The sequence below is a fragment of the Bacillus sp. JJ675 genome, from assembly GCF_036963165.1.
Classification (GTDB): domain Bacteria; phylum Bacillota; class Bacilli; order Bacillales; family Bacillaceae; genus Bacillus; species Bacillus glycinifermentans.
This window is the reverse complement of the sequence record NZ_JBALMR010000023.1, coordinates 15,633-35,517: the sequence shown is the minus strand read 5'-3', so window position 1 is coordinate 35,517 and position 19,885 is coordinate 15,633. Positions and strand designations below refer to the sequence as shown.

21 protein-coding genes are annotated in these 19,885 nt (G+C 48.6%); 18 read left to right on the top strand and 3 right to left on the bottom strand.

Annotated elements, in window-relative coordinates; translation table 11 throughout:
- Positions 1-44 precede the first annotated feature (44 nt).
- A complete protein-coding gene (locus tag V7126_RS06890; protein WP_175076934.1) occupies positions 45-761 on the bottom strand; it encodes a YrpD family protein in 717 nt (238 codons plus the stop codon).
- 314 nt (positions 762-1,075) lie between these two features.
- On the opposite strand from V7126_RS06890, the gene V7126_RS06885 reads away from it, so the two are divergent.
- The 17 genes from V7126_RS06885 (at position 1,076) to V7126_RS06805 (ending at position 18,492) form a co-directional block, all read left to right on the top strand.
- Positions 1,076-1,831, top strand: coding sequence for a Cof-type HAD-IIB family hydrolase (locus tag V7126_RS06885; RefSeq protein ID WP_175076957.1), 756 nt, complete (start codon positions 1,076-1,078; stop codon positions 1,829-1,831).
- A gap of 288 nt (positions 1,832-2,119) precedes the next feature.
- The gene (gene pxpA, locus V7126_RS06880) at positions 2,120-2,881 is read left to right on the top strand and encodes a 5-oxoprolinase subunit PxpA (RefSeq protein WP_175076935.1); all 762 of its coding nucleotides are present in this window, start codon (positions 2,120-2,122) and stop codon (positions 2,879-2,881) included.
- 24 nt (positions 2,882-2,905) lie between these two features.
- Positions 2,906-4,117, top strand: coding sequence for an NRAMP family divalent metal transporter (locus V7126_RS06875; RefSeq protein ID WP_175076936.1), 1,212 nt, complete (start codon positions 2,906-2,908; stop codon positions 4,115-4,117).
- Positions 4,118-4,137: 20 nt separating this feature from the next.
- Entirely contained in the window at positions 4,138-4,911 is a 774-nt protein-coding gene (locus tag V7126_RS06870; protein WP_175076958.1) for a putative hydro-lyase, read from the top strand.
- A 101-nt stretch (positions 4,912-5,012) separates the two neighbouring features.
- Positions 5,013-5,723, top strand: coding sequence for a 5-oxoprolinase subunit PxpB (gene pxpB, locus V7126_RS06865; RefSeq protein WP_175076959.1), 711 nt, complete (start codon positions 5,013-5,015; stop codon positions 5,721-5,723).
- A complete protein-coding gene (locus V7126_RS06860; protein ID WP_175076937.1) occupies positions 5,720-6,733 on the top strand; it encodes a biotin-dependent carboxyltransferase family protein in 1,014 nt (337 codons plus the stop codon). Before pxpB ends, V7126_RS06860 begins: the two co-directional genes overlap by 4 nt.
- Before the next feature lie 21 nt (positions 6,734-6,754).
- Entirely contained in the window at positions 6,755-7,504 is a 750-nt protein-coding gene (locus V7126_RS06855) for an IclR family transcriptional regulator (RefSeq protein ID WP_175076938.1), read from the top strand.
- A gap of 89 nt (positions 7,505-7,593) precedes the next feature.
- Complete coding sequence (locus tag V7126_RS06850; protein WP_175076939.1) at positions 7,594-8,238, top strand: GDSL-type esterase/lipase family protein; 645 nt, start codon at positions 7,594-7,596, stop codon at positions 8,236-8,238.
- 214 nt (positions 8,239-8,452) lie between these two features.
- On the top strand, positions 8,453-9,883 hold the full coding sequence (locus tag V7126_RS06845; RefSeq protein ID WP_175076940.1) for a PTS mannitol transporter subunit IICB: 1,431 nt from the start codon (positions 8,453-8,455) through the stop codon (positions 9,881-9,883).
- A 60-nt stretch (positions 9,884-9,943) separates the two neighbouring features.
- Positions 9,944-10,384: a PTS sugar transporter subunit IIA gene (locus V7126_RS06840; protein ID WP_175076941.1), complete on the top strand. Its 441-nt coding sequence runs from the start codon at positions 9,944-9,946 to the stop codon at positions 10,382-10,384.
- Positions 10,381-11,520: a mannitol-1-phosphate 5-dehydrogenase gene (locus V7126_RS06835; protein ID WP_175076942.1), complete on the top strand. Its 1,140-nt coding sequence runs from the start codon at positions 10,381-10,383 to the stop codon at positions 11,518-11,520. Before V7126_RS06840 ends, V7126_RS06835 begins: the two co-directional genes overlap by 4 nt.
- 227 nt (positions 11,521-11,747) lie before the next feature.
- Positions 11,748-13,826 carry a BglG family transcription antiterminator gene (locus tag V7126_RS06830; protein ID WP_046130236.1) on the top strand — a complete coding sequence of 693 codons (2,079 nt, stop codon included), beginning with the start codon at positions 11,748-11,750 and terminating at the stop codon, positions 13,824-13,826.
- 111 nt (positions 13,827-13,937) lie between these two features.
- Complete coding sequence (locus tag V7126_RS06825) at positions 13,938-14,804, top strand: SDR family oxidoreductase (protein ID WP_335497337.1); 867 nt, start codon at positions 13,938-13,940, stop codon at positions 14,802-14,804.
- Between the two features lie 15 nt (positions 14,805-14,819).
- A complete protein-coding gene (locus tag V7126_RS06820) occupies positions 14,820-15,323 on the top strand; it encodes a D-lyxose/D-mannose family sugar isomerase (protein WP_175076944.1) in 504 nt (167 codons plus the stop codon).
- 392 nt (positions 15,324-15,715) lie between these two features.
- Positions 15,716-16,138: a pyridoxamine 5'-phosphate oxidase family protein gene (locus V7126_RS06815; protein ID WP_175076945.1), complete on the top strand. Its 423-nt coding sequence runs from the start codon at positions 15,716-15,718 to the stop codon at positions 16,136-16,138.
- A 430-nt stretch (positions 16,139-16,568) separates the two neighbouring features.
- The gene (locus tag V7126_RS06810; RefSeq protein WP_175076946.1) at positions 16,569-17,378 is read left to right on the top strand and encodes a lipid II flippase Amj family protein; all 810 of its coding nucleotides are present in this window, start codon (positions 16,569-16,571) and stop codon (positions 17,376-17,378) included.
- A 172-nt stretch (positions 17,379-17,550) separates the two neighbouring features.
- The gene (locus V7126_RS06805) at positions 17,551-18,492 is read left to right on the top strand and encodes an LCP family protein (RefSeq protein WP_046130257.1); all 942 of its coding nucleotides are present in this window, start codon (positions 17,551-17,553) and stop codon (positions 18,490-18,492) included.
- A 23-nt stretch (positions 18,493-18,515) separates the two neighbouring features.
- On the opposite strand, the gene V7126_RS06800 is transcribed toward V7126_RS06805, so the two are convergent.
- On the bottom strand, positions 18,516-18,812 hold the full coding sequence (locus V7126_RS06800; protein ID WP_175076947.1) for a DUF3817 domain-containing protein: 297 nt from the start codon (positions 18,810-18,812) through the stop codon (positions 18,516-18,518).
- Positions 18,813-18,885: 73 nt separating this feature from the next.
- Positions 18,886-19,296, bottom strand: a complete 411-nt coding sequence (locus V7126_RS06795; protein WP_046130242.1) for a carboxymuconolactone decarboxylase family protein — start codon at positions 19,294-19,296, stop codon at positions 18,886-18,888.
- Between the two features lie 117 nt (positions 19,297-19,413).
- Here V7126_RS06795 and V7126_RS06790 point away from each other — a divergent pair, with 117 nt between their 5' ends.
- Complete coding sequence (locus V7126_RS06790; RefSeq protein WP_175076960.1) at positions 19,414-19,848, top strand: Lrp/AsnC family transcriptional regulator; 435 nt, start codon at positions 19,414-19,416, stop codon at positions 19,846-19,848.
- The last annotated feature ends 37 nt before the right edge of the window (positions 19,849-19,885 follow it).

The following is a 19,885-nucleotide window of genomic DNA, read 5'->3' as shown; positions in this document are numbered from 1 at the left end:
TTTGTCAACGGTCTGAGGCCGCCGGGTATTGCCGGCGGCTTTTTTTATTTTTTGACAGAGATCGTGACGTTGTTTCCGGAAGGGACAACCGTTGCAAAGTCCTGCGTATCCACGACAGGCGTGACCGCTTTATTGTCGATTGTTATGCCGTTAAAAGCGGCTGAAAAGTTGGCTCTGATGGCATCGCGCTGACTTTCAGACGATACCGCGGCAGTGGCAAGCGTTTTCCATCTTAAAAGAGTGCTGATGTTCGTTCCTTGAATTTCCATAATGATGCGGCCGGTATAACCGTCATTGTTCGTTCCCCAGAAAGTTGCACGCGTATTGCCGTTCAAATTTTTATAAATCGTCATTTGCACCGTGCTTCCGGGGCGAAAGCCTTTCGTATATGTGAATTGCTCTTTTCCTTCGATATACGTTTCCTCATTTTTTGAACCGACTTTCATGAGCGGCTTCCAGACCTTGTAGGTGGTGCTGTATTGAAGGCCGATATCCGACTCGGTTCCGTTTTTCGCGCTGAAGCCTGAATAAATATAAGCAGTCGCGTTTGCAACTTCAATATTGCTCGGAAGCTGGATCTTAGCCGTGAAAATAGAGCCTGTACTGTTCAAATAAGCGCGCCCGCCGATCCCCTTAGGCAGCTTTGAAGCCGCTTCTGCCACTTGAGCGCCTGCACCGGGAAGACCCGGAATGCCCGATGAAAATGTACCAAAAAGAACTGCTGCACTTGCCGCACTTGCCATCAACCATTTTTTCAACAAAAATCCCTCTTTTCATATGGAATCATTATACTCTCGACAATAATTATACCGATTTTTGGAATGGGAGGATAAAGATGAAATGACAAAATATTTACAAAATGGCATTTTCAAGTATGAAATAATGTTTTAATCTTCATGTTGGTGATCTGAACTGCCGCTATTGCTCGGTTTCTTCTTAAAATGGCAGCCTGACAATCGTGCAAAAAGAATGCGATCATATATTATGAGAGAGGCTTTTGTCGCGATTTCTTTGTCCCGGGCGATTTTTATATTAGAATATAAGGAGCCTAAAAAAAGTGGAGGTATTTTATATCGTGGCAGTCAGTCAAAAAGATCGAATAGATGTAAAGCTTGTTGCATTGGATATGGACGGGACGCTGTTGAATGATGAACAGACCATTTCGGAAGAAAATCGGAAAGCGATAAAAGAAGCCGAGGCAAAAGGGGTTTATGTCGTGCTCAGCACCGGACGCACGCTGATGACGTGCCGTGAATTCGCGGAATCGCTGAAGCTGTCTTCTTTCCTGATCACGGCAAACGGAAGCGAAATCTGGGATTCCTCCTTTCAGCTGGTCGAACGACAGCTGCTTCATCCTGATCATGTGAAAATGATGTGGGAGTTAAGGAATCTGCATAATACCGATTTTTGGGCGGCGAGCGTTGATAAAGTATGGAGAGGCGAATTTCCCGAAGATATCCATTCATATGAATGGCTGAAATTCGGGTTTGACATTCCGGATGCCGAGGTGAGGAACCGGGTATTGGAGGAGCTGAAAAAGAACAAAGAGCTCGAAGTCACCAATTCCAGCCCGACGAACATCGAAGTCAATGCGATCGGCATCAATAAAGCGGCGGCTTTGGCAAAAGTGTCCGAGCGCCTCGGCTTTACAATGGAGAATGTGATGGCGGTCGGCGACAGCTTAAATGACATCGCCATGATTAAAGAGGCAGGGCTGGGTGTAGCAATGGGCAATGCCCAGGATATCGTCAAAGAGACGGCGGACTGGATTACGGATACAAATACAGACCATGGCGTCGCGAAAGCGATCAGGCATTGGGTGCTGAGATAACAATAAAAAAGAGCTGAAACGGCTCTTTTTTTATTGAGCATGTTAAAAAAACGAATTCCGTATAAAATAAGCAAACACGCCGGAAGAAACGGTTCTTCGGACGGAATGATGCGTAGTAAAAACGATTTATTTTATGTGAGCTTTTCTGACAATGTGATGCCAAGAAAGCTAATCCCTGTTATAATCAAATTATGTTTGATTATTCGGAATTAAAGTTCCGAAAATCGGAACAAAAAAGGGGAAAAACAACATTTCGACGAATTGTGCGAATCAATAGGGGGGGATTTGATGAATCATGTTGATCTGAACTGCGATTTGGGAGAAAGCTTCGGCGCCTATCAAATCGGTTTGGACAAAGATATTCTGGCGTTTGTCACATCGGCTAACATCGCTTGCGGATTTCATGCCGGAGATCCAAGCGTGATGAGGAAAACCGTCGCAATGGCGGCGGAAAAAGGCGTTCAAATCGGCGCGCACCCCGGACTTCCGGATTTAGCCGGATTCGGCCGGCGTAATATGGCGATCACGCCTCAGGAAGCTTATGATCTCGTCGTTTATCAAATTGGCGCGCTCTTTGGATTTTTAAAAGCGGAAGGCGTCAAAATGCAGCATGTAAAACCTCACGGAGCGCTATACAATATGGCGGCAAAAAGCAGAGAATTAGCGGATGCTATTGCTCAAGCGGTATACAATACAGATTCTGAGCTGATCCTGTTCGGCCTGGCGGGGAGCGAGCTCGTCCGAGCCGGGGAAAGAGCCGGCCTGAAAACCGCTCATGAAGTGTTCGCCGACCGTACATACCAGGAAGACGGGACGCTGACTCCGCGTACGCAGGGTGATGCGCTGATTCAAGATGATGATGAAGCCGTCAGCCAGGTGATCCGGATGGTTAGGGAAGGGAAAGTCCGCAGCCGCCAGGGAACCGATGTCAGTCTCAAAGCCGATACGGTATGCATCCACGGCGACGGGGAACACGCCCTGCAATTTGCGAAAAAGATCCGCAAAGAGCTCGAACAGGCGGACATTACAATTAAAGCTTTTTCAACATGATGCTGGCAGAAGGAGGAATGCGAATTGGAGCAAAATAAAAAAACAAAATCAGCTTCAAGCAACTGGACATTATTATTAGGTGCGGCCTTTTTGATGGCCACATCTGCAATCGGACCCGGATTTTTGACGCAAACGACGGTATTTACGCAAAGCTTGGCCGCAAGCTTCGGTTTTGTCATTTTAATTTCCGTTATTTTAGATATTATCGCACAAACGAATGTATGGAGAATTATCGCAGCTTCTGAAAAAAGGGGACAGGAAATCGCCAACCTCGTCTTTCCGGGCCTCGGCTATTTTGTAGCAGTCCTCGTCGTTTTGGGCGGACTGGCCTTCAATATCGGGAACATCGGCGGCGCCGGACTCGGGCTGCAGGTTTTATTCGGTGTTTCTCCGCAGACAGGAGCGCTCATCAGCGCTGTCATCGCGATTTTAATTTTTGTGATTAAAGAAGCCGGAAAAGCGATGGACCGGTTTACTTTAATCGCTGGTGCCGTGATGATCCTGCTGACCGTCTATGTAGCCGTTACGACAAACCCGCCGGTCGGAGAGGCGCTTGTGAAAACGGTGGTTCCGGATCATATCGACATCCTTTCGATTGTGACGCTTGTCGGCGGAACTGTCGGAGGCTATATCACATTTGCCGGAGGACACCGTCTCCTTGATGCAGGCGTCAAAGGAAAGGATTCGATTCCTCAAGTAACGAAAAGCTCTATTTCCGGTATTTTAATTACTACGGTTATGAGGATTGCACTCTTTTTGGCCGTTCTCGGCGTCGTATCAAAGGGACTGCAAATCAACCCTGACAATCCGCCTGCTTCAGTTTTTCAGCTTGCTGCGGGAAATATCGGCTATAAAATGTTCGGGATCGTCATGTGGGCGGCCGCCGTTACATCAGTTGTCGGGGCAGCTTATACCTCTGTATCCTTTTTTAAAACATTTTCGCCTAAAATTGAAAAAAATTCGCGCACCATTATCATCGGGTTTATTGTCATTTCCACGCTTTGTTTTGTAACGATCGGAAAACCCGTCAACCTGCTGGTGCTTGCCGGAGCTTTGAACGGTTTGATTTTGCCGATCGCACTCGGCGCCCTTTTAATCGGCGCTTATAAAAAAGACATCGTCGGAGATTACAGACATCCGATTTGGCTTACGGTTCCCGGGATTATCGTCGTGATCATCATGGCGGTTATGGGCGGCATTACGCTGGTCACTGAAATTCCAAAATTATGGGGATGATCAATTGAAACTTACAAATGATGCAGCCTGAAGAAATCCGCGGCTTGATCCGTACAGGCAAGCTTTCAGAACCGACGGCCGGCATGGCCGGAGGCTACGCCCAGGCCAATTTGGTTATTTTAAAAAAGGAGCTGGCGTTTGAATTTCTTCTGTTTTGCCAGCGGAATCAAAAGCCGTGCCCGATACTCGATGTGACCGAACCGGGTTCTCCCGTTCCGTCCATCGTTGCGCCCGGCGCCGATATCCGGACCGATTTTCCAAGATACCGCGTCTACAGGCGGGGCGAACTGACGGATGAGGTGACAGATATCACGTCCTTATGGGAGGATGACATGGTCGGTTTTTTGATCGGCTGCAGCTTTACGTTTGAACAAGCTTTGCTCAATAACGGAATTCCTGTCAGACACATTGAAGAAAACCGAAATGTTCCGATGTATCAAACGAATATTCCTTGTGTCAAAGCCGGGCGGTTTCAAGGACCGATGGTCGTCAGCATGAGACCGGTTCCGGAAGAACAGACGGTGCGGGCCGTTCAGGTCACATCAAGGTTTCCCGCCGTCCACGGCGGTCCGGTCCATATCGGAAACCCTGAAGCCATAGGCATCAAAAACATTGCACATCCTGACTTCGGCGATGCGGTGACGATCAAAGAAGGGGAAGTTCCGGTGTTTTGGGCATGCGGTGTCACGCCTCAGGCTGTAGCAATGCATGTCAAGCCGGAGCTTGTGATCACGCATGCGCCCGGGCATATGCTGATTACGGATATTCGGGATGAGCAGCTTGGCGTTTTATAACATGTTTGCAATCAATACAGGACGATGCTTCTGTATTGATTTTTGATTTTGGGGAGGAAAGGCAAGGTGATGTAAAATTGAACAATCGATCTGACGTTAAAATGGCACCGCTCGGGGATGCGGCGGTCCTCATCCAGCTTGGAACGGAAATTAATGAACGGACACACCAACTGGTAAGCGCATTAACAAAACATATTGAACATCATCCGTTTCCGGGCTTTATTGAATGTGTACCGGCCTTTACGAGCGTGACTGTTTTTTATCATCCGTTTGAAGTCTATCAGCAGATGAAAGGCGGCCCCGCATTCGATTCTCCGTATGAAAAAGTAAAAGCCTTCATTCAAAAATGCCTCGAAGAGATGACCGCCGAGGAAGAAACCGAAAGCCGGACGGTCGAAATCCCCGTATGCTACGGAGGCCGCTTCGGCCCGGATTTGGAGGAAGTGGCCCGGATCAACGGACTGACTCCCGAAGAAGTCATCGACATCCATACAGCGGGGGAATACCTCGTGTATATGCTCGGTTTTGCGCCGGGTTTCCCTTATTTAGGCGGAATGTCTGAAAAAATAGCGGCTCCGCGGCGTTCTTCCCCGCGGACGGCTATTCCGGCCGGTTCTGTGGGAATAGCAGGCATGCAGACCGGCGTTTATCCGCTGTCAACACCGGGCGGCTGGCAGCTTATCGGCAATACGCCTCTTGATCTGTTCAGACCTCACGAACAGCCGCCGACCCTTTTGAGAGCCGGGGATATTGTCAAATTTGTCCGCGTGACGGAAGAAGAGTACGACAGATTAAAGGAGGGAGAATCGTGAGCATAGAAGTGTTGAAGCCCGGTCTTATGACGACGGTTCAGGACCTCGGGCGCACCGGATTTCAAAAATACGGCGTCATCGTCGGCGGAGCGATGGATGCGGACTCGCTGCGCATCGCCAATCTCCTGGCCGGAAACGGCGGGAATGAAGCGGCGCTTGAAGTGACGCTGATGGGGCCGGGGCCGTCTCTCCGCTTTGCCGAAACGACGTTGATAGCGGTGGCGGGAGCTGATTTTTCGCTGATGGTGAATGATGAGGAAGTGCCTCTGTGGCGACCGGTCCTTGTCGGGGAGGGAAGCGTTCTGAACTTCGGAATGACGAAGCGGGGCAGCCGCGCTTATATGGCGGTTGCCGGAGGAATCGACGTCCCGTCCGTCATGGACAGCAAAAGCACGTACGTGAGGGCCGGAATCGGCGGATTTGAAGGAAGAGCGCTGCAAAAAGGCGACTGCTTAACGGCCGGGGAGACCACGCCTTTAGCGGAAAACATCAGAGAACAGCTTGCATCTAACCGCCAAACCCGCGGATTTGCCGCACCGAACTGGTCCGTCGATCACCGCTATTTTCTCCCGCTGAAGAAGAACCCGGTAATCCGCGTCATCAAAGGCGAACAGTTCGATCAGTTTACAGATGCTTCACAGGAGCGATTGATGTCAGGCACATTCCGCGTGACGGCAAAATCAGACCGGATGGGATATCGTCTTGAAGGGGATCCGCTTGAGTTGAAAAGCCCCCTTGAAATGATTTCTGAAGCCGTATCTTTCGGAACGGTTCAGGTACCCCCTGACGGCAATCCGATTGTTCTGCTTGCAGACAGGCAGACGGCCGGCGGCTATCCGCGAATCGCCCATGTGATTTCTGCCGACCGTTCAGCCGTTACACAGCTGATGCCGGGAGAGCAGCTGCAATTTCAGCCGGTTGCGCTTGAGGAAGCGGAGCGCCTGTTCATTGAAAGAGAGACAAAAATCGTTGAACTTGCTGCCAGAATAAAGCTTGAATACATGGTATGATGTATCTCAGGAGGGGAAGGGATGGAAAGCAAGAATAAAACGGTTGTCAAAGCCATGACTCTGCTCAATCTATTTTTGACGAGGGAAAAGCTCTCGCTCAATGACATGATTGAGCTTACAGGCATGCCGAAAACGTCTGTTTACCGCATGGTCCGTTCGCTTGAAGATATGGGGTTTCTTGACAGAGATGAAGACGGGATGTATGCGTTGGGGCTGCTGTTTCTGCAGTACGGCCAGCTCGTCTCCGACAGGCTTGATATCCGGAAAATCGCTTTGCCCGTCATGGAAAAACTGCGCGATGAAGTCGATGAAGCCGTCCATTTAATCGTCAGAGAGGGCGATGAAGCGATGTACATAGAAAAAATAGAAGGAACGCATACGGTCCGCCTTTACACGGCAATCGGAAGGCGGTCACCGCTGTATGCAGGAGCCTGTGCAAGGAGCATCCTGACGTTTCTTCCGCGGGAGGAGCGGGACGAGTATATCAGGAAAACCGATTTGGTGCCGATCGCCTCGGGAACGATCCGCGATAAGGACGAGCTTGCACGCGTCCTGGATGAATCGTACCGGAGCGGTTATACCGTCAGTCATTCAGAGCTTGAAGACTACACTTCCGCCATCGCTGCGCCGATTTTTAACAATAAACGCCAGATCGTAGCAGGCATCAGCATTGCCGGATTTGAAGCCCGCTTTCAAAACGACCGGCTTCCGTATTTGACGGAAAGAGTCAGACAGGCTGCGCTTGAGATTTCAAGGAAATTGGGTTTTTAAAGAAAAAGCAGTATCCTTTTCACCCGCCTATGAGTACATATATCGTAGCTGCCGCGGCAGATGCGGCAAAATCAGAGGGGGAAAAGGATATGGCAATTGTATATACCGCTCTCGGCGATTCCTTAACCGTCGGAGTCGGTGCCGGCTTTTTTCAACCGGGATTCGTTCCGCGCTACAAAAAGAAAATGGAAGAAGATTTGAAGCAGAACGTTACGTTAGCGGTCTTCGCTAAATCGGGTCTTACAACAGCCGAAATTCTCAGCATGCTTGACCGCCCTTTCATCAGGAACCACATCGACAAAGCGGATGCCATCACGATAACAGGCTGCGGAAACGATCTGATCCAATCTCTCGAAGCTTATAAAAGAGAAAAGGATCAGCACGTTTTTTTGGAAGCTTCCTCACACTGTCAGAAAAACTATTCAGCAATGCTGAAAAAGATCAGGGAATTAAAAGAGAAAAATGAGAGGTACTTTATCCGGCTGCTCAACTTATACAATCCGTTTCCGGAAATCGAATTAGCGGAAAAATGGATTTCCGGTTTTAACGCTCATTTACAACAGCTGCAAGCAGCGCCTTATGTCAAGGTTGTCGACATACATTCGGTTTTTAAAGGACATGAGTCGGAATACTTATCGTTTGACAAGGTTCACCCGAACAGCGCGGGATACGAAGCGATTGCGGAAAAGCTGAGAGAAGCCGGTTATAAACCGTTGAAAATTGAAGAATGTTAAGAAAGGCCTTCTATACAAAGAAGGTCTTTTTTTTATGCGTTCGACGGGAGCTTGATTTAAAAGCTTCTTAAATTTTGTCACACCGCCCATGCCAAAGTAGCGCTTTCTTTCAATTGAGCCAAGGGGTGTAAGCGTTTTAACATAAAAGCAAGGCCGACATTATTCGACATTATTTTTTTAACGCCATGAAAGGACAATAAAGGAGGGTTATGCAATGCAAGACAAACAGCAATCAGGTGTAAAGGTGAAAATTCAGCGGTTCGGGAGCCATTTGAGCGGCATGATCATGCCGAATATCGGCGCATTTATCGCATGGGGGATTATTACCGCTCTATTTATCCCGTCAGGCTGGATACCAAATGAAGCGCTTGCTACATTGGTAGACCCGATGATCAAGTATTTGCTGCCGCTTCTGATCGCATACACCGGCGGTAAGATGGTGTACGACCACCGCGGGGGCGTCGTCGGGGCGACGGCTGCGATCGGGGTCATCGTCGGAGCTGATATTCCGATGTTTCTCGGCGCCATGATCATGGGGCCGCTCGGCGGTTATTTGATCAAACAGACAGACAAGCTCTTTAAAGATAAAGTTCGTTCCGGCTTTGAGATGCTCATTAACAACTTTACGGCCGGAATCGTCGGATTTATTCTGACGGCACTCGCATTTATGGCGATCGGTCCGGTCGTGCTCGGTTTGAATAAAACATTGGCCGCAGGGGTTGAAGTGATCGTACATGCGAATTTGCTGCCGCTGGCGAGCATATTTGTCGAACCGGCAAAGGTTCTGTTTTTAAATAACGCGATCAACCACGGCATTTTAAGCCCGATTGGAATTGAAGAAGCTGCAAAAACGGGGAAATCGATTCTGTTCCTGCTTGAAGCCAATCCGGGACCCGGGCTTGGTATTCTCTTGGCATACATGATTTTCGGCAGGGGCGCATCAAAACAAACGGCCCCAGGCGCTGCGATCATCCATTTTCTCGGGGGGATTCACGAAATCTACTTCCCTTATATTTTGATGAAACCGCTTTTGATTTTGGCAGCGATTGCAGGGGGCGCCAGCGGCGTTCTGACATTCTCTATTTTTAACGCCGGACTTGCCGCCGTTCCTTCTCCGGGAAGCATTATCGCGGTTCTGGCGATGACGCCGAAAGGAAATCACATCGGCATCATCCTGGGCGTGCTTGTGGCAACAGCTGTCTCATTTATCGTCGCATCACTCATTTTAAAGACGTCCAAAGCTGCCGAAGAAGAAGATTTAACAGCGGCAGCAGAAAAGATGCAGCAGATGAAAGGGAAGAAGAGCCAAGCCGTTTCCGCCTTGACAAATGCCGAAGAAGAGCAAGCTGAAGAGCAGCAAATCAATGTGGAAAACGTCAGCAAAGTCATCTTTGCGTGCGATGCAGGAATGGGCTCAAGCGCAATGGGCGCATCCATTTTGCGAAATAAAGTGAAAAAAGCCGGACTGGATATAGAAGTGACCAATACGTCGATCAACAATCTTCCGGATGATGCAGACATCGTCATCACCCATAAGGATTTGACAGATCGTGCGAAGGCCAAGCTTCCAAACGCAAAACATATCTCGGTGGAAAATTTTCTCAATAGTCCAAAATACGACGAATTAATCGATCAACTTAGCTAATAAATTCGTGAGCCTGTTCACCAGGCTCACACAACATGTACGAAAGAGAGTGATGTCCTAATGAAACCAGTACTTGCAAAAGAAAACATTCGCTTAAACCAATCTGCCGCTTCCCAAAAGGACGCGATCCGTCTTGCCGGGGAGGCTCTCGTCGAAAACGGCTATGTCACGGCTGATTATATAGAAAAAATGTTTGCGAGAGAGGAAGTATCCTCCACTTATATGGGCAACGCGATTGCCATTCCGCACGGAACGGAGGATGGGAAGCAGGAAGTGCTCCACTCCGGAATTTCGGTCATTCAAATTCCTGATGGCGTCGAATACGGTGAAGGAAACATTGCGAAAGTCGTATTCGGCATTGCCGGGAAAAACGATGAACACCTTGACATTCTCTCAAAGATTGCGATCGTCTGCTCTGACGCCGACAACGTCGAACGACTGATCAATGCGAAAGACGAAGCTGAACTGATAGCGGTTTTTGAAGAAGGTGACCAGCTATGATCGCCTTGCATTTCGGTGCAGGTAACATCGGCCGCGGCTTTATCGGGGCCCTGCTTACAAAATCGGGGTATGACGTCGTTTTTGCAGATGTGAACGAAGCGGTGATCAATGAACTGAACGAAAAACGCCGCTATTCTGTCGAGCTCGCCGATCTATCAAGGCAAACGGAAACGATCGGCCCAGTACAGGCAATCAACAGCGGCAAACAGCCTGAAGAATTATACGAATGGATCGCCAAGGCCGACCTTGTGACGACAGCCGTTGGGCCTTCAGTGCTGAAACTGATTGCCGGGTCTGTGGCAGAAGGGCTGAAAAGACGTCTCAGCAAAAACAAAAAACCTTTAAATATCGTAGCCTGTGAAAATATGATCGGCGGAAGCGACCATTTAAAAGAAGCCGTTTTCTCTTATTTAACTGAAGAAGAGAAGAAGGTGCTCAGTACGCTTGTCGGATTTCCAAACTCCGCGGTAGACCGGATCGTGCCGGTTCAGCAGCACGACGATCCGCTGAAAGTGTCTGTCGAGCCTTTCTTTGAATGGGTGGTCGATAAAACCGCTTTTGCCGGAGAAGTGCCAGATATAGAAGGAGTGACGTATGTATCAGACCTTGCTCCTTACATTGAAAGAAAACTGTTTACCGTAAATACCGGGCATGCCATCGCAGCATATGCCGGTTATCAAAAAGGCTTTCAAACGATCAGAGACGCCGTCTGCGATCCTGAAGTCCGCGAGACGCTGGCCAGGGCGCTCGAAGAAACAGGGCAGTATCTGATCCAAACATACGGCTTTTCGGAAGAAGAGCATCAGAGCTATATCAAAAAAATCATCGGCCGCTTTGAAAATGAGTTTATATCAGACGACATCACCCGTGTGGCAAGATCGCCGCTCCGCAAGCTCGGCGAACACGACCGTCTGATCCGCCCCGCCCGAAAGCTCAGCAGCCTGAATGTGAAGCCGGTTCATTTAGCCGAAGGAATCGCCCGGGCGCTGCAATTTGATTTCGCGGATGATCCGGAAGCAGTCCGGCTCCAAAGCATGATTCGTGAGAAAGGCTATAGGGGCGTTCTCGGCGAAGTGTGCGGGCTTGCAGCGGAAGATCCATTGGTGCCGCTGATCTTGAAGCATGTGGAGAAATAGTGACGGGTTGCGAACACGCCGGGCCTGCATCAAGAGATGGAAAAATACACAGCCTAATCTGGAAGCATCGTCATCGCCGATGCTTCCATTTACCGTTATCAAAAATTTAATTAGTTTGAATTGAAGATTTTATGTAAGCAATTTATGATAAGGTAGTCATTCTCCCCGGCAGCATTCCCGTGATCCACTTGCACTTCGAAAACGATAATCACCGGAGGCGGCGCTTTATGTACATGACAGCAAGGGAACAAAAACTCATTAAATATCTGTTACACCAAAACCGTTATGTAAAGGTCGGCGACATCGCCGATTATATTGAGGTCAGCACACGAACCGTCCACCGCGAGCTGAAAGCGGTTAAATCAGTCATTGAAGAATATCGGCTCAAGCTTGATAAACAGCCGGGCAAAGGCCTGAAGCTCGTCGGCTCTTCCCGCGATAAACAGAGGCTGTTAAATGCCCTCTCACATGACAGCCTTGTGGAATACAGCTCTGATGAACGAAAGCTCCTGATTTTGTGCGCGATGCTTGAAGCAGGAGAGCCGATCAAGCTGTATACGATCGCCAGCGATTTGCAGGTGACCGCCGCGACCATCAGCCACGATCTCGATGAGCTGGAAAAATGGATTGCCCCGTTCGGCCTTTCCTTGATCAGAAAGAGAGGCTACGGGATTGAACTGAGGGGACCTGAAGATGCCAAGCGAAAAATCGTCGGCAATTTAATAGCGGACAAGCTCGATGTACAGCAATTTTTAGAGACGGTTGAAATGAATATTAAGGGCAAGAACCAGACGCCGGAAAAAATATTCGGAGTCGTCAGCAGGGGGAAATTGCTCAAGGCTGAAAAAGTGCTGTCCCGGGCAAAAGAACAGCACGGCCTCTCGCTTTCTGACAGCGCGTACATCGCCCTCGTCGTTCACTTGACGTTTGCAATCGAGCGAATCGAGCTTGGCGAAGTCATCAATATGAACGAAGAGGAACTGGCGGAGCTGAAAAGCACGAAAGAATTCGAGCTCGCCCTCGCGATTGCCGAAGCGCTCGAAGAAGCGTTCCATGTCAAGATACCAGATGCAGAGGCCGGCTATATTACGATGCACCTCAGAAGCGCCAACCGAAGCTATAAAAAAGACTACAGGGCGGAAGACATTGAGCTTGACACCGCCTTGCGCACGAAAAAGCTGATCGATTTCATCTCGCAAAAAACAGGTCTGAATCTAAATGACAATCAATCGCTCTATGAAGGGCTGATCGCCCATCTTGAGCCGGCCATCGTCCGGATCAAAGAAAAAATGACGATTCACAACCCTTTACAAGAGCAGATAAAAAAAGACTATTTTCTTTTATTCATGGCCATCGAAGAAGGCGTCGAACGATTCTTTCCGGAAATGCATTTTCCGGATGAAGAGATTGCGTTTATCGTCCTCCACTTCGGCTCTGCGCTTGAAATGAACAAAGAAAAAATACACATCAATGCGCTCGTCATTTGTTCAAGCGGAATCGGTTCATCAAAGATGCTTGCGTCAAGGCTGAAAAAAGAGCTTCCTGAAATCGCATCCTTTGACATCTCTTCGGTGATGGAACTGAAAACGAAGGATGCCGGCGCTTATGACATCATCGTGTCGACCGTGCCGATTCCGTACGAGGGGATCGACTACGTCATCGTCAGCCCGCTCCTTGACGAAGAAGACGTCAAACACGTCAAGCACCAGCTCACCCGGAAAATTCCGCTCATTCTTCAAAAAAAACGTGCCGAACAAAAAGAGCCCGCGCCATTCCCGGATATGCTCCGAACCGCCGCTAAAATCAATCAGTACGCGACGGCGATCCAGCATATCCTAAGCCATTTTTCCGTCGACGTGCTGGAGACGGCGGAGAGCCATGAACAGACGGTTAAACGGCTGTGCGCGCGCCTGAAAGATCAAGGTTTGATCACCGATGCCGGCGATTTGGCGGAGGGGCTTCTGAAGCGCGAAGCACTGGGGGGCCTCGGTATACCCGGCACATCGTTCGCCTTGTTTCATTTAAAAACGGAGGCGGCAATCGTTCCTGTTTTCAAAGCCGTCGACTTAACTGCGCCGTATGACATCAAGGGCATGGACGGCAGTACCGTCAAGATGACAAGGATGCTCATCATGCTTGCACCCGCTGATATTTCGCCTGAAGGAGCCGAGCTTTTAAGCTCGATCAGCTCCTCAATCATTGAGAGCGACGACAGCCTCGCCGCATATGAAACAGGTGACGCCGACCTGCTCTACAGAAGGCTGAACATTCTGTTTCACACATTCCTTCAGGATAAAAAATGGTGAAGACGCCCGGACCAAGTGATCCGGGTTTTTTTGTTTGGCATATACGCATGTTTATTCACAGCATCGCGCGGTTAATTGTGTAGTAGCACCATCAAAAAGGAGGAATGTATCATGGATTTACGCAATCGGCAGACAGAAGGGCAGCCGGCGCAAACGCAGGACCGCCAGCCCGGCATCGAAAGCGCGATGGATCCGCGTCCTGTCTACGAAAATGAAAACCATATCGGAACGGATAAACTTAAGGGGAAAGTCGCGCTCATCACGGGCGGCGACAGCGGAATCGGAAGAGCTGTCGCAGTCGCTTATGCGAAAGAAGGAGCAGACATTGCGATCGTGTACTTGAATGAGCATGAGGATGCCCAGGAGACGAAAGCAAGAGTTGAAAAAGAAGGCGTCAAATGCCTGCTTCTTCCCGGTGATGTCGGGGATGAGGCATTCTGCGTCGATGCGGTCGAACGGACGGTGAACGAATTGGGAAGGCTCGACATCCTCGTCAACAATGCGGCTGAACAGCATCCGAAAAACAGCATTAAAGATTCCGCCGAGCAGCTCGAACGGACGTTTCGAACCAATTTCTATTCGTATTTCCATTTTACGAAAAAAGCAATTGACTACTTAGAGCCGGGGAGCGCGATCATCAATACGACATCGATCAATCCGTACCGCGGAAACCCGCAGCTGATCGACTATACGGCGACCAAAGGAGCGATCAATGCCTTTACACGGTCAATGGCGATGGCGCTTGTAAAAGACGGCATCCGCGTCAATGCGGTGGCTCCGGGGCCGATTTGGACGCCGCTTATCCCGTCGACCTTTTCAGCGGAGAAAGTCGCATCATTCGGAACGGATACACCGATGGGGCGTCCGGGACAGCCTGCCGATCATGTCGGCTGCTACGTGTTCCTCGCTTCGGACGATTCCTCTTATATGACGGGGCAAACCCTGCATGTAAACGGAGGAGACTTCATTTCGACATAAGAGGGGGAAGCGAGATTGAAGGTAACAAAGGAAGCGGTCAATCAATATTATCAAAAAGCGGGTATCGTACTGACGGAGGACGAGAAGGAGCGAATCCAGATCATGGACTACGGCTTAGACAGGCTGAATGAGCTTGGGCTTCAGCTCTTCGTCTACGTCAATACGGACCGCTACTGTGCCAAGGAGCTCGTTTTGTTTCCTGAACAAACGTGCCCTGAACACCGCCATCCTCCCGTAAACGGGGAAAAGGGAAAAGAAGAAACGTTCAGATGCAGATACGGGAGCGTCTATCTATATGTTGAAGGAGAAACAACACGCGCTCCCTCCGTTCTTCCGCCCCGCGAAGATATCGAATATTTCACCGTCTGGCATGAAATCCGGCTCTCGCCCGGAGAGCAATATACCATTCTGCCGAATACAAAGCATTGGTTCAAAGCCGGAAAGGATGGCGCGGTTATTGCTGAGTTTTCATCAACGAGCACAGACGAACACGATGTTTTTACAGATCCAAGAATTTAGCGAATGGGAGATGCTCTCATTCGCTTTTTTCTTCACGGCTGAATACGGCAGGTGCCGTCGGCAAAATAAAGCCGAAGGAATATTTATTTTCCGTGATTTTATAATGAATCGCTGGATGCACTTTCCGTCTGAAAAAAACCGTTCAAGCTTTCGTGTTTTTCCGGTGACACGTCCGAGTCGCGCAAACTTCGGGGCCGCTTCGCCGTACATTCGGGTGCCTTTACCCGAAAGAGCGTTTCTCCGGTATCAACGGTTTCGGAACACTCTGCGATAAATATATAGCCCGTATTATGTAATCGGGATGTCCCGTCCATCAGGCTCAGTCGATTGTTTAATATACAAGACGATGTGGAAAAGTAACAATGGATATGATAAAAAGGAGGGATCCTGACATGGATCAGGAACAAATCAAACAAAAGGTGCTGGATATTCTCGACCATCACAAAGTCGGATCGCTGGCAACGGTAGAAGGCGGCAAGCCCCATTCCCGCTATATGACCTTTTTCCACGACGGGCCGACGCTTTATACCCCGACAAGCGTTGAGACGCATAAAGCCGAGGAAATCGAAAACAATCCGAATGTCCACGTGCTGCTCGGCTATGACGGAGAAGGCTTTGGCGATGCCTATCTTGAAATCGAAGGGACGGCGAAGCTGAACGGCTCGAAAGAATTGAAAGGTCAAATGTGGAATGAACGGCTCAGCCGCTGGTTTGAAGGAAAAGACGATCCGAACTTATCCGTTCTCGAAATTCATCCTTCAGAAATCAGGCTCATGAATGAAGGGGAAAGCACGCCCGTAACGCTTGATCTGTAATCTCTGTATCGAACAGTTTGTCAAATGAGAGGAACTGTAGTATAATACAGGACAGCGCCTAAGGAGCAAATAAAAGGAAAGTAAACTTCTTTTTTCTTTCTTAGAAGATGCTTGTTTTTCTTCCTCTGACCGCCCCTAACAGGATAGAGGGAAAAAAGACTTTTTGTTTCACAATTCACACTGGCGCGGCTTCGGAGCCGCAAGGACGATTGAGAGGTAGGGCTTTCGTTGTCTTGGTTTCAGAAATTCCATGGTGTTTACTTTCAAACGGAACGATAGATGCTAATGTCATCTTATGATGATAGATATATTATTTGCTCAAAAAATAAAACGAATGGGAACCGCTTCGGCTTTTGCTGAAGCGGTTTTTAAATTGGCGAAACATTTTTCTCCGATAGACAGTCTTACTTGTAGACTGGAGGAATCGTACATGGATTTTTTGACTTCTAAAGTGCTTTTGATTTTCTTTTTTTTGCTGCTGATTCACTCGATCGAGACATTGGCCTATGCGGCACGGCTGTCCGGGGCAAGGGTCGGGTTTATCGCCTCGGCTCTGTCCCTGTTTAACGTAATGGTGATCGTTTCGAGAATGTCCAACATGGTTCAGCAGCCTGTCACAGGAAAGCTCGTCGATGTTGCAGGCGCTCATGCGCTTTCGCTCGTGGGGCAGCAGTTTCGTTTTTTAATCTTCGGCTCGACGGTCGGAACCATCTGCGGCATGCTGCTCTTGCCGACATTCGTCGCCGTTTTTTCGAGGGCGATCGTTCATTTGGCAGGGGAAAACGGCTCCGTTCTGCACATGTTTCGGAAAGGTCTGACGAAAAGGAGCCTGAAAAACATCAGGCAATACGTGAAAAAACCGTCCGTCCATTATATGAAAGGCTTTCAGCTCCGCTATATTCCGAAACGGCTGTTTGTGTTAAATATGGTCATTACTGCGATTTATACGATCGGAGTCCTCGCTGCTCTTTATGCCGGGGTTCTCGTTCCTGAAAGGCATACAACGGCTGTGATGGCATCAGGTCTTGTCAACGGAGTGGCGACGATGCTCCTTGCGCTGTTTGTCGATCCGAAGGTTTCGGTGCTGGCCGATGATGTGGCCAAAGGGAAACGGAGCTATGTTTATTTGAAATGGGCCTCTGTCACAATGGCGGTATCCAGGGTAACCGGAACGGTTCTCGCACAGCTTTTGTTTATACCTGCATCTTACTATATCGCATGGATGACCAAATGGATGTAGGTGTTATGTAACGAAATGATTGAAAAACACATCATAATATTTCGTTTTGTAAGATGAATAAGTATAGAGAATAATATTTCGGATGTAATATGCTCTTTCAGCTTTCTTTTATTAATTGTCGGCTGGATCATCCTGTGGTAGTCTATTTGTGGCGGTGATAAAAGTGGATAATGTGAAAAGAGTAAGAGTAAGGGTAAAAAAGAAGAAGAAAAAACGGCGGAAAATCATCAAACGGCTGCTGCTGTTCATTGTGCTGCTTATCATTGCTGTTACGGGATACAGCATCTACGAATACCAACAAGGTTTAGCAGAGTCTGACGGAAGCTTTAAAAATGACGGTCAGTTCGAGTTCAACGGTGAAGGCTCGGATTTGGACGAAGTGAACGTTCTCGTGCTCGGAATCGATTCCAGAGGGGAAGAGCATTCAAGATCGGATTCGATGATGGTCATTCATTATGATAAAAAACAAAAACAGCCTAAATTGATCTCGATCATGAGGGACAGCTATGTCGATATACCGGGGCATCCCAAGCAAAAGATCAATGCAGCATATGCATTCGGCGGCCCTGAGCTTGTCCGCAAAACACTTAAGGAAAACTTCGGGTTGAATATCAACTACTACGCCGTCCTCGATTTTAAAGGGTTTGCCAAAATTGTCGATGCGGTGGCCCCTGACGGCATTGAAGTCAATGTACCGAAAAAGATGTCATACGGAATCGGCATGACACTGGAGCCCGGCAAGCAGGTTCTGCACGGCGACAAACTGCTCGGATATGTCCGTTTCAGGCATGACAGGGAGAGCGATTTTGGACGGGTGAGAAGACAGCAGGAAGTCTTTGGAAAACTGGAAAAAGAAGCGGTGAATATCGGAAATATCGCGCGGCTACCGAAGATCTTGGGCCTTGTCGACCCGTATGTTGAAACAAACCTTCCAAACGGCGTCATCTTTTCAGTCGGTAAAGATTTCTTGTTGGGAGACACAAAGGAAACGAAAAGCTTTAGGCTGCCTGTTGACGGGTCGTTTACGAATAAAACGGTCCCGACATACGGCGCGGTATTGGATTTGGATCTTGAAAAAAATAAAGAAGCCCTGCAGCAATTTCTTGACGAGTGATCCGCCGAATAATACGGCGGATCTTATTTTTGATCATACGTTTTTAGGCCCCGGTCGTACAGAAAGTTCCCGAACGGAACAAATGCGGCGACAAGACCAGCGGCAGGCCATTTCAGCGACCACTTCACGGCAAATGTCGCATACAACAGGACCATGAGATAAAGGATGAAAAATCCGCCGTGAAGCGAGCCTGCAATCGTGACGGCCATCGGGTAGCCCGCCCAATATTTCAGAGGCATAGCGACAAAAAGCAGGAAAAGCAGTGACATGCCCTCGATAAACCCCATCGCTCGAAGGCGGCCAATCGGCGTTTGCAGCATGAAATACCTCCTTTTGTCCAATCTTTACCTCTATAATATAGACCAAAAAAGGACAAATAGAACAGGCAGACGTTTATTTTTCGGCCGGAATTTTCATTAAGGCCCCGAAATATTGCTGTGCCGTCGTAAAGCAGATAAATGCTATAAGCTCTGAGATCTCTTCGTCGGAAAACATCTCTTTCAACACCTTAAACTGGCTGTCTCCGACCCGGTCCCTCTCTGATAGAAATACTTCTGCAAAGCCCATCGCAAGACTTGTTTTTTCAAGATTTGAAGCCTCGGGTTTTCCTTTCGCTTTGCAATATTCGCAGCCGTTCCCCTGGGCAAGCACTCTGCGCACCTGCTCCTTCAGCTCTTTTGATAACAAACCGTCCCCGGCAAGCTCGTCTGCCAAAGCCGTCCATGCTGACAGAATGGAATCGGAATGCCCGAGCAGCCGCTGAAACGGAGTCTCTCCTTTTGCAGAAGGGTTAATTCTTGTCATATTCTGATCACCTCTCCATAATAGTATCTAAATGATGCGAAAATAGGAATTTCATTTGTAAAGATAGATCTATAAATATTTAAAAAACGAAACGAAAAAAGGAGCAGTTCGTTGCAAATGAATTTAGATGAGCTCGATTTTAAAATCATAGAAGAATTAAAGAAAGACAGCCGTTTGTCGATGAGAGAACTCGGCCGCAAGATCAATCTCTCCGCTCCGTCTGTGACCGAGAGGGTGAGGCGGCTTGAAGCGTTCGGCGTCATTAAGCAATACACATTGGACATCGATTATCAGAAAATCGGCCTCCCCGTCTCCTGCATCATTGAGGCGACAGTAAAAAACGGGGAATACGAAAGGTTTAAAGCGTATATTGAACGCCTTCCGAATATCGAATTTTGCTACCGGATCGCAGGGGCGGCATGCTATATGCTGAAAATAAACGCCGAAAATCTTGAAGAGGTTGAAGCGTTTATCAATCGAACATCGCCTTATGCCCAGACTGTAACGCATGTCATTTTTTCAGAAATCAAAACGAAGGATTTCGAACGTTAGAGACGAACCCTTGTCATCTGTTATAATAAAAGGATGG